Genomic DNA, 13708 nt, shown 5'->3' with positions numbered 1-13708 from the left:
CAAAGCTTCACGGAGATTTTTCAATTTCTTTGTGAAGCTTTGCTTTTTATATCTAAACAAAACGTCTTTTATTGATACTTAAAAAACTTTTAGTAGTCTATCTACCAGCCGAATGAGTATTATTTTTGAATAAATTTAAAATTATAAAAAAATGACAAAAGAAGATCGATTTGAAATAGTTCGAGATAATAGAGTTGCCCGTTTATTATGGTTTTCACTTGGGTTTTTATGTGCTTTTTTAATTACTTATTTTGTAATGAAAAACAATCATTAGTTTTTTCTCTGCTGTTTTAGTTATACATTTATGTTTTTAAACAGCACAAATGAAGTCAAAAATCCCTTTTCTGCTCTTGCTTCTCTTTTTTCTACAAAGCGGCATTAGTCAACCAAAAACTGATTTACAGCAAAAAACTAATACCATTTTTAAAACCTCAGATGGAGTTTCGTTGTTTTTGAAAGTTTCAGGAAAAGGCGAAACCTGCATCTTTGTACACGGTGGTCCTGGCGCTTGGAGCAAATCTTTTGAAGAATTTGGCGGAAATGCATTAGAAGACAAACTAAAAATGTGTTATTACGACCAAAGAGGTTGTGGTCGATCTGGATCTTCAGCCGACAATAATTACAGCATGGACAGGATGATTGATGATATCGAAGAGATTCGCGCGCATCTCAAAACCCAAAAAGTATTTATAATTGGACATTCATTTGGAGGAATTCTAGCCACTAAATATGCCGAAAAATATCCTCAACATGTAAAGGGCTTGATTTTACTCAATGCCACACTTGATATTAATGATTCGCTTCTCAATCAAATTGCTTTCATGGGCAAAACGTTAGGGGAAGATTTTTCAGTAAAAAACAAGGATTCCATATTGAGTTCCTTTTTTGAAGCCAAAACAAAGATCAAAAAAGCAGATTTGGATTATAAGATACTCTCAGACAATAGAACTACAGTTGAAAAACTAGACAGCATTGATAACAGCGAAAAAAGAAATTCTTCATTTGCGCAATTTGCATTAAGCGGACCGTTATATTTCAGTGATTTCACAAAAGAAACAGCTTCAATCAAAGTTCCAACACTAATAATCTCTGGAACAAAAGACAACAACATTGGACCAAATCATTATCGTTTATTTAAATTCCCAAACCAAGAAGTCAAAATCATTGAGGGCGGACACATTTTGTATTACGAACAAAACAAGGAATTTAAAAACACGATTCAGAAATTCGTTCAAAAAGTTAAATGAGAAATGGAAAGATGAAAAGAAGCAAGACTATCTTTAGATTTTACCGAGACTAAAACTACTTAACTCCCTCCCATTCAGCATAAAACTGAGCAAGAAATAATTCCATGAAGCGATGTCTTTCGGCCGCTATTTGTTTTCCTTTTTCGGTATTCATTTTATCTTTCAAAAGCAAAAGCTTCTCATAAAAGTGATTTATGGTTGGAGCATTATTCTTTTTATACTCCTCTTTCGTCATATTAGTTAACGGCGCAATTTCGGGATCATACAATGCTCGGTTTTTAAATCCTCCATAATTAAACGCTCTGGCAACACCAATTGCACCAATCGCATCCAAACGATCTGCATCTTGAACAATATCCAATTCGACTGATGAGAACTTCTTTTCGAAATTTCCGCCTTTATAAGAGATATTTTCAATGATATCGACTACATGCTGGATGATGTCCTCAGAAACATTTTCAGTTTCTAAAAAAGCTCTTGCTGTTCTTGGACCAATACTTTCATCTCCATTATGAAATTTGCTGTCGGCAATATCATGAAGCAAAGCTCCCAATTGCACAATTTCAAGATTACATTCGGTGTCTTTTGCTATCAAAAGAGCATTTTTATAAACTCGTTCAATATGAAACCAATCATGACCTCCTTCAGCGTCATTCAATTTTTCTTTTACAAAAGTGATTGTTTTATGGATCAATTCAGAGGTATTCATAGTTGTATTTTTTACAATAAATAAGCAAATCCTTTAACGCACAGATTTTGCTGATTTGACAAATTTGACAGATAAATAGTTGCGTTTTATAAAAAATGTTGATTGTCAAAAAGCTGGTAAAGCTATGACAATCAACAAATATATTTTAATTTTCAATTAAAGCAACATAGTTGCCTTAGCTGAATTTCCAGATTCCAAATTCCAAAAAATCTGAAATCTACTAAAATCTTTAAAGTCTTGCTGGTTCAACCCATTTAAAAATATGAGACTCCGCAGGAATTACTAATCTTTCAGAAATTCTAGCCATACGAGCTGGCAATTTCATTAAATAATCACGAGCTTTTTCAGCCTCGTCAGTTAAATTCGAAATTTTGTCGATTTCCCATTTGTTCATCAATTTCTGCATGATATCAACATAATCATTAGCTGTATAAACTCCGATACGTTGTGCTGAATCTGAGAATTGCTCAAAAGCAGAACTGATTTTTTGGCCTGATTCTCTTAAAAAGTGAGCCGGCATAACGATTTTTTGCTTCATCATATATTGAAAAGCCAACATCATCTCGCTTGGATCAACTTGGAAAATTCTTGTTACGAATTCGCTGTATGCATGGTGGTGACGCATTTCGTCACCTGCAATCATTTTACACATTTTAGACAACTTGTTATCACCAAATTTCTTTGCAATTTGCGAAACTCTATTGTGCGAAACATAAGTTGCTAATTCCTGAAAACTAGTATATACAAAGTTTTTGTATGGGTCAGTTCCAGTTCCAATATCAAAACCGTCGTTGATCAAGTGCTGTGTTGTCATTTCGATTTCACGCATATTCACACGACCAGACAAATACAAGTATTTATTTAATAGATCTCCGTGGCGGTTTTCTTCTCCAGTCCATTGTCTGATCCATTTTGACCATCCATTTCCACCGTTCTCTACTTGATCTACACCTTCTACATCCATTAACCAAGATTCATATGTAGGCAAAGCTTCCTCAGTGATCGTGTCACCAACAAGCGTAACCCAGAAATCATATGGAAGTTCTTTAGCAATTTCGCGTAACTCTTTTACCTCTTCAAAGAAGTTTTCTCCTTCTGAATTAGGCAAAAAGTCTGACGGCTGCCAAATTTTTTCCACTGGAATTAAATACTGTTCAACGAAGCTATCCACGTTTTTTTCCAAAAACTGCATTACTTCTAATCTAATATTTTTTATAGACATTACTTATTTTTGATTTGGGATTTAAGTTTCAGCATTTTCGCTGAAAACGAAAATCTATTTATACTCGTTTACTCCTTCTACTACAGCCTTTTCTGTTAAAGCCATTAATTCTGCAAAATCATAATCTTTTACAGCCATTGCTTTATGTGCGGTAAAAGTCAAATGATTTCCTAAACCAACAGGAAACATTCCGTAACGGACCATTTTCCAAGAATTGTTTATGCTAACCGGAACAACATATGCTGATGGTGCATATTTGCATAAAATTTTTAAACCGCTTTGCGCAAATTCTTTTGGTTTTCCTGTTTTACTGCGCGTTCCTTCTGGAAAGATCACCGCAGATCTGGTATTTTTTTCAATATATTCAGACAAGCCTTTAATTACTGGAATTGCTTGTTTAGGGTCTTTTCGGTCAATAAGTACTGATCCGCCGTATTTCAAATTGAAAGAAACACTTGGGATTCCGCTTCCTAACTCTTTCTTACTTACAAATTTACAATGAAAACGTCTAAAGTACCAAATCATTGTAACGATATCGTACATACTTTGGTGATTGGCAACAAAAATGATTGGCACTCCCTTCGGAATATCCTCTACTCCCGTCACCTTATACGTTGTTCCAACAAGATTTGTACATCTTAAAAGGCAAAAATTCAAATAATCGACACTTTTTTTATGTGCTTGATATCCAAAAACATTTAAGCAAATCCATTGTATTGGGTGAAAAACCACCAAACACAAACCAAAACATAAGTAGTAAATAACAGAGATTGGGTACGAAATTATCTTTTGCATGCCTGAAAAATTAATTGCCAAAAGTAGTAAATATATTTTTAGCCTTATAAAAATTGAAAACAATAACTGTTTTTCTCGTTTAATTGTACCTTTGCCGTAAAATTTGCAAATTTTTTCTGAACTAAATGAGCTTTACTTACCCTAAAAATGAACGCTTAAAAAGCAAAACGACGATTGGATTACTGTTTTCTGAAGGAAAATCGGTGTCAAAATATCCGCTTCGTTTGGTTTACTGTCAAGCGGAAGAAAATTCAGAAGAAAAAATCAAACTTGGCGTTTCGGTTTCTAAAAAATACTTCAAAAAAGCCGTTGACAGAAATTATTTCAAAAGAGTCTTGAGAGAAACGTATCGACTGAACAAACATTTGCTTTTAGAAAACTTGAATGAGCCTTACTCTATCATGTTTTTTTATCAGACAAAAGACAAATTATCGTACCAAGAAATCAATACTAAAACCGTTCAGCTTTTTGAGAAATTTGTACAGCAAATCAACAAAACTCCTGATTCTGAAAGCAAAATAGAATCTTAGATTTCAAAACGTAAGATTATTAATCAACTTAGACAAAAAAATCGTAGTTTTAGCTCTAAATTGAAATTTTATGCGAAATATTTTCTTTTTGTTTGCTTTTGTTTTGATCTTTTCCGGATGCAATAAATCATACGAATCAGAAGATCTTGTAATGTCTGTCGCAACGGCAAAATTACCTCCAAAAGCAAAGGATGGTTCTTACGACAAAAATCTAGATTCGGCTGAACCTAAAATCGAACAAAAAATCATTAAAGAAGCAACTTTAAGATTTGAAACAGATAATTTAGAAAATACGTACGATCAAATTCAAAAAGCAACAACTGTTTCTAAAGCAAGAATCATTAACGATTCTGAAGGAAAAGATTATTCAACCGTTTTTAGAAACCTTACCATAAAAGTACCAAGTCAAAATTTTGATCGTTTTATAAGTGAAATATCTAAAGGCGTTTCTTATTTTGAAGTCAAAAATATTTCTGCTGAAGATGTTACAGAAGAGTTTATTGATTTAACTTCAAGATTAAACACAAAGAAAAAACTCGAAGAACGATATCTTCAAATTTTACAGAAAGCCACTAAAGTAAGTGAGATATTAGAAATTGAAAAACAGATTTCAGCGATTCGAGAAGAAATCGAAGCCAAAGAAGGCCAACTAAAATATTTAGAAAGTCGCGTTTCTGAAAGTACCGTTACTATTGAATTTTACAAAACAGTAGCTGAAAAAGAAGGCATTAAAATATCTTATGGTTCCAAAATCTGGAACGCTATCAAATCAGGATTTTTTAGCCTCTCAGATTTTTTAATTTCAATTATCAGTGTTTGGCCATTTATAATACTATTTTGCGTATTTGCCTATTTTATTAGAAAAAGATTAAAAAGAAGAAAAAAAGAATAAATCATGTATCCATATTTCAAAAAGAAATTTATCATACCGGCCGTTGCGTCTGGATTATTGTTTGTTGGTGCCAGTTTCAAAGAAGACTTTTTTGAAATTGCCAAACAAATCGAAATCTTCACGACATTATTCAAAGCCGTTAATACCAATTACGTAGACGAAACCAATCCTGGTGATTTGATGGACAAAGCCATTAAAAGCATGCTTGGAAGTTTGGATCCTTACACGGTTTACTTCAACGAGCAGGATGTTGTCAATTTTAAAATCAACAATACGGGTGAATACACGGGAATTGGCGCTCTGATTGCCAGAAAAAAAGATCGCTTGATTGTTCGTGAACCATACAAAGGTTATCCAGCAGATAAAGCCGGACTTAAAGCGGGTGACGAAATCATTCAGATTGGCGATGTTTTGATTGCCGATTATAAAGATGACGCTTCGCAATTAATGAAGGGAACAAAAAACACCAAAATTCAGATCAAGTATATTCGACAAGGAAAAACTAATACTACAGAATTAGTTTTGGACGAAGTGGACATCAAATCGGTTCCGTTTTACGGAAAAATTGATGACAAGACCGGATACATTGTTCTTTCGCACTTTAGCAGAAAAGCTGCAGCTGAAGTTAAAGATGCTTTAGAAAAATTAAAAGCAGACGGAGCAACTCAAATCGTATTGGATTTAAGAGGAAATCCAGGTGGGCTTTTAAATGAAGCCATTGACATCTGTAATTTGTTTGTCCCTAAAAATGAAGTGATTGTAACAACAAAATCGAGAATCGAAAAACACAATAACACCTACAAAACAACAAAAGAACCAGTTGATACTGAAATTCCGCTTGCCATATTGGTAAATGGACGAAGTGCCTCTGCATCTGAAATTGTTTCTGGTGCTTTGCAAGATCTTGATCGTGCGGTAATTCTAGGAAGCAGAAGTTTTGGAAAAGGTTTAGTGCAACGCTCAGTTGATTTGACCTACGGAACACAGTTAAAAGTTACCATTTCGCGCTATTACACACCATCTGGACGTTGTATTCAAGCGCTTGATTATGCGCACAAAGACAAAAACGGTGTTGCTCAAAAAACAGATGCTAAAAACTACAATGCTTTTAAAACTCGAAAAGGAAGAACCGTTTATGATGGCGGCGGTGTTTTGCCAGACATTGAATTGGATGAAACCAAAATGAGCCCAATTACAACTGCTTTGCTAAAGAATGACGGTATTTTTGATTATGCGACAACATATTACTACAAAAATCCAAGCCTTGGAGATAAAATCCCTGTTTTGACAGACGCTGATTACGCCTCATTCAAACAATATTTGAAAACCAACAAAATCAGCTTTGATACTGAAACTGAAGTTGCGCTGAAAAACACTTTGGCTGCAGCCAAAAATGAAAAAATAGAGGAAACAATTGCGCCAGAATATCAGCAGTTATTAGCCGCTTTAGAAAAAAGCGAAAGCACTCTACTTGACAAAAATCAAAAAGAAATCAGAGGTTTGATTCAAGAAGAACTAATCAAAAGATACCAATATCAAGAAGGTTTATATCAATTTTATTTAAAGAACAATTCAGAAATTAAAAAAGCGGTGAGCGTTTTAAATAATCAAACTGAGTACAAAACGATTTTAAAAATGTAAAAATGAAATGAAACTTTGTTTAGCCCTATTTCTGTTTATTATTTACAATTTATCGGCACAGCAAAAACCTATCGAAACCATTTATTTTGAGTTTGACAAATATGATCTAACTCCTCTACAAACCGAAGTTGTGACCAATTTCATTAGAAGTATTGATACGGCTAAAATCGAATCAATACAAATCTACGGATACTGCGATGATCGCGGTAACGACGAATACAATTATAGATTATCCAGCAATCGTGCCAATACGATTCAGAATCTCTTGACATCTGCCGGATTCAATCAGAGCAAAATTGTTATTTTAGAAGGCAAAGGCCGAATTATTCTCCGGCCTGACACAGTCGAGAACCTGCACGAAACTCGTTCGCGGAATCGGCGGGTTGATTTAATCGTGGTAAAACGGAATAGTTTTGGAAAAGGAGTTTATACTTCTTTCAAAGACAACCTAAAAGTAGGCGACAAAATATTTTTAGAAAGCATTTTATTTGATATTGGAAGTTCAAAATTAACCTCATCTTCTCAAAAAGAACTCGACAAAATCGCCGAAAAACTTCAAAAACAAAGAAACATCCAATTTGAAATAAGAGGCCATGTTTGCTGTACTCCCGAAATATACAGCGACGGAATTGACAAAGCCACCAATGAAAGAAGACTTTCTTGGAACCGCGCCAAAACAGTTTTCAATTATCTAAGCTCCAAAAAAGTTTCTAAAAACAGAATGACTTATCAAGGTTGTGGCAATAAATATCCTTTAGGAAAAGGAGATAAATACGACCGCAGGGTTGAATTTTTGATTACTAAAATTTAGATTCTCTTTCTACAATAAGCTATAATCCGTACTAAAGTAAAGCTCTAAATAAAACTACTATTAATTTGTATTTAAGCTACTTTTAAAATTATAAACAAAAAAACTATTGCAACAAAGTTGCCTTAGAGAAAAATTTAACTGCGAATCATTTCGATATGTTCAATATCATCTTCAAGATACATTTCACTGGTTTGAACAAAACCATGACTTTCGTAGAATTTCTTTAAGTATAATTGTGCTCCAATTGTAATTTCATCTTTTCCAAAATTTGCTTTTATTGCAGCTATCGATTCACGCATTAAATCATGACCCCATTTTCGATCACGATAATTTGCATCGACAACAACTCTCCCGATCGAAGCATTATCAAAACTGATTCCGGCATCAAACAAACGTGTATAGGCTACAATTTTGCCTTCAAATTCACCCATTAAGTGCAAGGCTTTCTTATCTTTTCCGTCAAGATCCAAATAAACGCAGTTTTGCTCCACTACAAAGATCTCACTTCTTAATTTAAGCAAATCATACAGCTCGTTAACCGTTAATGCCTCAAAAGGCTTTATTTTCCATTTTAATTCCATTTCTACTTGGGTTTCGCCATAAAGGCACAAAGACGCAAAGTTAACTTTTTATTTTTTGGCTAAAAAAATACGTTCGCGAATAAAAAACCCGATTACATCTTGTAATCGGGCTTTTTTGAAATCTCTCTATTCAAGATGACAAAACGAATAAAACCTTTGTCACTTTGTCTCTCTATATCTTTGAACCTTAAAAAAAATCACTTTTTCTTCATGATAATTTCCATGCTTTTATACTCAGAACCATTTTTTGTATCGTACATTTCCATTTTCCGAGTGGTAGCATCAACAATTGTATACACTTCACGATAAGGTGCCTTTTTGCCTGTTACCGGATTTACCACTTCGCCTTTCATATTCATACTTTTCGAACCTTCATCATAAGTTCCCATCGAAACCATCATTCCGGTTCCCATGTTATCAATAAAAGTATTGGTGTATTCTTTACTAGCGTTATTATAGGATACCGTTCCTTTTCCTTCAAAAGGCGCTCCCATAATTGTTCCTTTATAATCTGTTTCTTGATAACGGCCTCCAAGAACCATTTTTACAATTGCTGTAGAAGTTGCTTTCTCTGGCTTTCCGTTTGGTTCATACCAAAAAGTCATGTCACAGGTCCATGTTCCCACTTCATCAGCAAGTCTTTTATGTTCTTCTCCGGGAGTTGCATAAGCTTGCCAGGCTTTCATTTGTGTGGCAGAATCAACTGGAGCTTCTGCGATTGGCTCTTCAGTCTTTACAGTATCTGGGACTTTTGTTGTTTCGGTTTCGGTTTTCACTTCCTTTTTACAAGAAATAAAACACAATACTAATAGTGCTAAAATTGTGGTTGCATTTTTCATAAGTATTTGTTTTTATGTTTGTTACAAACAAATTTAAGAAAAATGTTTTTATGATTATGTTTCAGGCTTGAAGTTTGTTAGAGCGATTTAACCGCAAAGGGCGCAAAGACTTTTAATTTAGAGTGTACATAAAACGCAAAGTTCACAAAGTTATATCGGTATAAACTTTGCGAACTCTTGCGTAAATCTTTGTGTGCTTTGTGGTTAAAATTATGTTCCTTTAAATGAAACAAAAATTATTTCTTATCAATCTTGACAGATTTAATAATCGCTTCAAGATCCAACATTAAATCGCGCTCTTGATTGGAAGGAGAATAGCAAAAACCTTCAATTACTAAAATTCGCTGATACTTTTCGTCGAGAATGGCGTAATTAATAAAAGGTCCAGCCATAAAATCATTTCGCATTTCCCAAGTTCCTTTTGTTTCATACGCTTTTTTGCCATCTAATTGCATTGCCGTAAAATATGGTGCATAGGCTTCTCCCGTAATCATTCGGGTTTTAGGTTCTCTGCCTTTAATATATTCGCCAACAGAATCTCTCATTTTTATGATATCAGCCACAACGTTTGATTTCTTAAAGGAATGAAGCGGAATCTGATATATAAGCAAACTTGTATTGCCACTGATAATGTTCTTTTTCAGCCAAATAAAATTCTTTTTATGAAGCATATATTCATATCCAACAGGAATTTCGAGCGTTGCGTGGAATTTGTTTTTGATAACAGCCTGATTCATTAATGATTTGCTATTATCCTCTTGAATCTTTTGAATTTCTGCTTCATGAATAATTTTGATCATTTGAGGCGAATTGAGCTCGATACTACAAATGATATCATCAACGGATTTTCCGTAAATCCGAAAAGTATTGTGAGGAAGTTTTTTGCTGCGGATAATTTCAAACTTGTCCGTTGCCGCTTTTTTTACTACAATAATGCTTCTGCTGTCTGTAACGAAGCCTTCAAGCAAACGAGCTGGGTATTGATTAATCGTAAAAAGGGGTTCTTCTTGAGTTAATCCCCAAACTGGCGAAGCAAATTTATTTCTGATGGTATCACCAACTTCTCCATACCACAACTGATCGTCGATGATAACAGAAATCGTGTTGGCTTTACCTGAAACAGGCTGAGTCTGTTTGTCTGTTTTTAGGCATGAAACCACTAAAAACGGAACAATTAGAAATAAAAAAAGGGTTTTATTCATTTTTTTAATTTATGAAATAAAACCCAAATTTAGATGATTTTTTTATTATCCGTTTATTTTGAGTTTCATTCCGGGTTTAATATCTCCATCTTTAATACCATTCCATTTTTTAATATCTGAAATCGTAACTCCAGGATATTTTTTAGAAATGCTATAAAGAGAATCTCCTTTTTTCACGTAATAATCTTCGCTAACTTTTTTAGATACAGCGCTTTTTTTGAATGAATCAACTGATGCATTCGAAGCGATTGCTGTATTTACGTTAGCTGTTTCTTCAATTACTGGAACTTCTTTAGAAATCACTAAAGTTTTTCCTATACCAATATTATTTGAAGTAAGACCATTAAGTTCTTTTAACTCCGCAATAGTCATACCGAATTTTTTTGCAACGTTCCCTAAATTATCTCCAGCCACAACAACATACTCTTGAGGAAGTGCAGTTTTCTCTTTATCATCAGCTGAGGCAATTGCTTCTTCTGATTTTTTCTCTACAGCAGGAATTGCTTTTGGATCTTTAGAAATTTTAGACGGATCAACATCAGACTTGATTTTTAATGTTCTTCCTAATGCAACATTATTTGATTTTAAGTTATTCCACTTCTTTAAATCCGTGATGTTTACATCGTATTTCTCAGCAATTGCACCAAGATTATCACCCTTTTGAACTTCATACATTTGGAAATTCGAATTGATTTTCTCTGGTTGCAATCTCACTTTAGGCGCAACTTTTACAGCTAATTTTGTTGGTAATGTTCGAATTGTTGCCATATGATCAACATAGGCATAAATTTGTTTTTCGTTTGAAACAAAAGTGGCAATTTTATCTTTTGGCAAACGCAGGCAATGCTCTTCACCTTGGTAGTAAGGCACAACATTTAATTTATAAGAAGGATTTAAAAGCTGAATTTGTGATTGTGGCATATCAAGCAAATCGGCGATTTGTTTGAATGTCATTTCTTTTTTAATATTCAGAGTATCTGTTTCAAAGTTTTTGACAACAGCTCTTTCTGGATTGATTCCGTGTTCTTTATGATATTCAAAAAGATACATTGTCGCTAAGAAAGCAGGAACATATCCTTGAGTTTCTTTTGGAAGATAACTGCGAATGTCCCAGTATTTTGTTTTACCTCCTGAACGGCGAATTGCTTTAGTAACATTTCCAGGACCAGAATTATAAGATGCCAAAACAAGTTCCCAATCGCCAAAAACTTCATACATTTTGGTCATATAATCGCTTGCTGCAGCAGTAGCTTTCATTGGGTCGCTGCGCTCATCAATATAAGAATCGATTTTTAAAGCGTACTGTTTTCCAGTACCGTACATAAACTGCCAAAGTCCTGTAGCGCCCATTTTAGAAACTGCTTTAGGATTTAAAGCAGATTCTACAACGGCTAAATATTTGATTTCTAAAGGAACATTATTTTTTGCAAATGATTCCTCGAAAATTGGGAAGTAATATTCAGATAAAGCCATTAATCGAGAAAACGATTTTTTACGATTCTTGAGAAATGACTTTATTATGTTTTCTAAACCTTGATTGTATTCGATATGAAACGGCGACTTTTCATTCATTGCCTGCAATCGCTGTTTCAGCAAATCTGTAGGCAACTCTTCATCAACAGTAACATCTGAATTAATAGTTTGAATATCTTTTGTCAAATCATCATAAATATCAAGACTTGTTAATTCTTTCATCCAAAGACTGTCTGCTTTTGCAGCCATATCATTTTGCTTGAATGTACTTTTAACCGAATCTAAGTATGATAACTTTACTTCAGGCTTGATTTCAACTTCTGATGATGCGCTTTGCTGTGCAAACATCGTCATTGAAAAGAGAGCTGTCGCTACTATTGATATTTTCCTTACAATCATATAACATTTTTTTAAAATCTTATAAATCAAATATTTATAAGACATGTATTTTTGCAAAACTAAAAAGTTTAGTGTTTAAAAATACGTAAAAAAATGTTAATTGTGATATTTTAGTCTAAAATTGCAGCAATTCCAGGTAAAACTTTACCCTCAAGCATCTCTAGCATAGCTCCTCCTCCAGTTGAAACGTAGCTCATTTTGTCTTCAAGACCAAATTGTTTTACAGCAGCAACTGAATCTCCACCTCCAACTAATGAAAATGCACCATTTTTAGTTGACTCAGCAATAAAATCACCTAAAGCAATAGTTCCTTTTGAGAAAGTTTCCATTTCAAAAACTCCCAATGGACCATTCCATAAAATTGTTTTAGAATCTAAAATTACTTTTTTGAAGTTCTCTAAAGATTTTGGACCAGCGTCAAGACCTTGCCATCCATCAGGAATCGCAGTTACGTCAACAACTTGAGTGTTTGCAGTATTTGAGAAATCATCAGCCGCAACAACATCAACTGGAATGTGAACTTGAACACCTTTTTCTTTAGCTGCTTTTAAAATATCTAAAGCCAATTGTAGTTTATCATCCTCACAGATAGACTCACCAATTTTTCCGCCTTGCGCTTTGATGAAAGTAAAAGTCATACCACCACCAATAATCATGTGATCAACTTTGTCTAAGATATTTTCGATAACTGTAATTTTTGAAGATACTTTAGAACCTCCAAGAACAGCAGTAACAGGTTTTTCACTGTTTTTCAATACTTTGTTTAAACTGTCAATTTCTTTTGCCAATAATGTTCCGAAACATTTGTCATTTGGGAAAAACTGAGCAATGATTGTAGTCGAAGCGTGTGCTCTGTGAGCCGTTCCAAAAGCGTCATTAACATAAATGTCTCCAAGTGAAGCCAATTCTTTAGCAAAAGCTACATCTCCAGCTTCTTCCTCAGCATGAAAACGTAAATTTTCTAACAATAAAACTTCTCCCGGTTTTAAAGCTGCAGCTGCATTTTGAGCTACTTCTCCAACGCAGTTTTCAGCAAATTTTACTTGAACTCCTAAAATTTCAGAAGCCGTTTTTAAAATATGTTTTAATGAGTATTTTTCTTCAGCACCTTTTGGTCTTCCTAAGTGCGACATTAAAATCACACTTCCACCTTGTGCTAAAATAGCATCAATTGTAGGTTTAGCCGCTTCGATACGTGTTGCATCAGTTACATTGAAATTTTCATCTAAAGGGACATTAAAATCAACACGGATAATGGCTTTTTTATTTTTAAAATCGAAATCGTTTAAAGTTTTCATTTTTATTATTTTTTAGGTTTTTTTTCGAAAGAACAACAAATATAGGACTTTTACAGTACTAATAAATTC

Annotated in this window: 13 protein-coding genes; 5 read left to right on the top strand and 8 right to left on the bottom strand. The window is 33.9% G+C overall.

Annotated elements, in window-relative coordinates:
- Positions 1-323: 323 nt before the first annotated feature.
- A complete protein-coding gene (locus AAYQ19_RS12435; protein ID WP_343536647.1) occupies positions 324-1247 on the top strand; it encodes an alpha/beta fold hydrolase in 924 nt (307 codons plus the stop codon).
- Positions 1248-1302: 55 nt separating this feature from the next.
- On the opposite strand, the gene AAYQ19_RS12430 is transcribed toward AAYQ19_RS12435, so the two are convergent.
- The 3 genes from AAYQ19_RS12430 to AAYQ19_RS12420 form a co-directional block, all read right to left on the bottom strand.
- Positions 1303-1956 carry an HD domain-containing protein gene (locus AAYQ19_RS12430; RefSeq protein WP_343536645.1) on the bottom strand — a complete coding sequence of 218 codons (654 nt, stop codon included), beginning with the start codon at positions 1954-1956 and terminating at the stop codon, positions 1303-1305.
- Positions 1957-2185: 229 nt separating this feature from the next.
- Positions 2186-3178: an acyl-ACP desaturase gene (locus AAYQ19_RS12425; protein ID WP_132987725.1), complete on the bottom strand. Its 993-nt coding sequence runs from the start codon at positions 3176-3178 to the stop codon at positions 2186-2188.
- 54 nt (positions 3179-3232) lie between these two features.
- Positions 3233-3973: a lysophospholipid acyltransferase family protein gene (locus AAYQ19_RS12420; protein WP_343536641.1), complete on the bottom strand. Its 741-nt coding sequence runs from the start codon at positions 3971-3973 to the stop codon at positions 3233-3235.
- A 125-nt stretch (positions 3974-4098) separates the two neighbouring features.
- Here AAYQ19_RS12420 and rnpA point away from each other — a divergent pair, with 125 nt between their 5' ends.
- From rnpA to AAYQ19_RS12400, 4 genes are all read left to right on the top strand, one after another.
- Positions 4099-4503: a ribonuclease P protein component gene (gene rnpA / locus AAYQ19_RS12415; protein ID WP_343536639.1), complete on the top strand. Its 405-nt coding sequence runs from the start codon at positions 4099-4101 to the stop codon at positions 4501-4503.
- A 70-nt stretch (positions 4504-4573) separates the two neighbouring features.
- Positions 4574-5395 carry a DUF4349 domain-containing protein gene (locus AAYQ19_RS12410; protein ID WP_343536638.1) on the top strand — a complete coding sequence of 274 codons (822 nt, stop codon included), beginning with the start codon at positions 4574-4576 and terminating at the stop codon, positions 5393-5395.
- Positions 5396-5398: 3 nt separating this feature from the next.
- Positions 5399-7036 (top strand): S41 family peptidase, encoded by a 1638-nt coding sequence (locus tag AAYQ19_RS12405; RefSeq protein WP_343536637.1) that lies wholly within the window; start codon positions 5399-5401, stop codon positions 7034-7036.
- Positions 7037-7043: 7 nt separating this feature from the next.
- The gene (locus AAYQ19_RS12400; RefSeq protein WP_343536635.1) at positions 7044-7847 is read left to right on the top strand and encodes an OmpA family protein; all 804 of its coding nucleotides are present in this window, start codon (positions 7044-7046) and stop codon (positions 7845-7847) included.
- Positions 7848-7981: 134 nt separating this feature from the next.
- Here AAYQ19_RS12400 and AAYQ19_RS12395 read toward each other — a convergent pair whose 3' ends face one another.
- The 5 genes from AAYQ19_RS12395 to AAYQ19_RS12375 form a co-directional block, all read right to left on the bottom strand.
- Complete coding sequence (locus tag AAYQ19_RS12395; RefSeq protein ID WP_343536634.1) at positions 7982-8428, bottom strand: GNAT family N-acetyltransferase; 447 nt, start codon at positions 8426-8428, stop codon at positions 7982-7984.
- 197 nt (positions 8429-8625) lie between these two features.
- Complete coding sequence (locus AAYQ19_RS12390; RefSeq protein ID WP_343536633.1) at positions 8626-9267, bottom strand: DUF1579 domain-containing protein; 642 nt, start codon at positions 9265-9267, stop codon at positions 8626-8628.
- A 236-nt stretch (positions 9268-9503) separates the two neighbouring features.
- On the bottom strand, positions 9504-10469 hold the full coding sequence (locus AAYQ19_RS12385; RefSeq protein WP_343536632.1) for a DUF4837 family protein: 966 nt from the start codon (positions 10467-10469) through the stop codon (positions 9504-9506).
- Positions 10470-10514: 45 nt separating this feature from the next.
- Positions 10515-12341, bottom strand: coding sequence for a LysM peptidoglycan-binding domain-containing protein (locus tag AAYQ19_RS12380; RefSeq protein ID WP_343536631.1), 1827 nt, complete (start codon positions 12339-12341; stop codon positions 10515-10517).
- 110 nt (positions 12342-12451) lie between these two features.
- On the bottom strand, positions 12452-13639 hold the full coding sequence (locus AAYQ19_RS12375; protein WP_343536630.1) for a phosphoglycerate kinase: 1188 nt from the start codon (positions 13637-13639) through the stop codon (positions 12452-12454).
- Between the last annotated feature and the right edge of the window lie 69 nt (positions 13640-13708).

Source organism: Flavobacterium mesophilum (assembly GCF_039581405.1).
In the GTDB taxonomy this organism is placed as follows: domain Bacteria; phylum Bacteroidota; class Bacteroidia; order Flavobacteriales; family Flavobacteriaceae; genus Flavobacterium.
Note: the sequence above shows the minus strand (reverse complement) of the source record. Positions and strands in the feature narration are given on the sequence as shown.

Coding starts and splice junctions, on each gene's coding strand:
- AAYQ19_RS12435 (WP_343536647.1), top strand. CDS start 324: ATGAAGTCAAAAATCCCTTTTCTGCTCTTGCTTCTCTTTTTTCTACAA.
- AAYQ19_RS12430 (WP_343536645.1), bottom strand. CDS start 1,956: ATGAATACCTCTGAATTGATCCATAAAACAATCACTTTTGTAAAAGAA.
- AAYQ19_RS12425 (WP_132987725.1), bottom strand. CDS start 3,178: ATGTCTATAAAAAATATTAGATTAGAAGTAATGCAGTTTTTGGAAAAA.
- AAYQ19_RS12420 (WP_343536641.1), bottom strand. CDS start 3,973: ATGCAAAAGATAATTTCGTACCCAATCTCTGTTATTTACTACTTATGT.
- rnpA (WP_343536639.1), top strand. CDS start 4,099: ATGAGCTTTACTTACCCTAAAAATGAACGCTTAAAAAGCAAAACGACG.
- AAYQ19_RS12410 (WP_343536638.1), top strand. CDS start 4,574: ATGCGAAATATTTTCTTTTTGTTTGCTTTTGTTTTGATCTTTTCCGGA.
- AAYQ19_RS12405 (WP_343536637.1), top strand. CDS start 5,399: ATGTATCCATATTTCAAAAAGAAATTTATCATACCGGCCGTTGCGTCT.
- AAYQ19_RS12400 (WP_343536635.1), top strand. CDS start 7,044: ATGAAACTTTGTTTAGCCCTATTTCTGTTTATTATTTACAATTTATCG.
- AAYQ19_RS12395 (WP_343536634.1), bottom strand. CDS start 8,428: ATGGAATTAAAATGGAAAATAAAGCCTTTTGAGGCATTAACGGTTAAC.
- AAYQ19_RS12390 (WP_343536633.1), bottom strand. CDS start 9,267: ATGAAAAATGCAACCACAATTTTAGCACTATTAGTATTGTGTTTTATT.
- AAYQ19_RS12385 (WP_343536632.1), bottom strand. CDS start 10,469: ATGAATAAAACCCTTTTTTTATTTCTAATTGTTCCGTTTTTAGTGGTT.
- AAYQ19_RS12380 (WP_343536631.1), bottom strand. CDS start 12,341: ATGATTGTAAGGAAAATATCAATAGTAGCGACAGCTCTCTTTTCAATG.
- AAYQ19_RS12375 (WP_343536630.1), bottom strand. CDS start 13,639: ATGAAAACTTTAAACGATTTCGATTTTAAAAATAAAAAAGCCATTATC.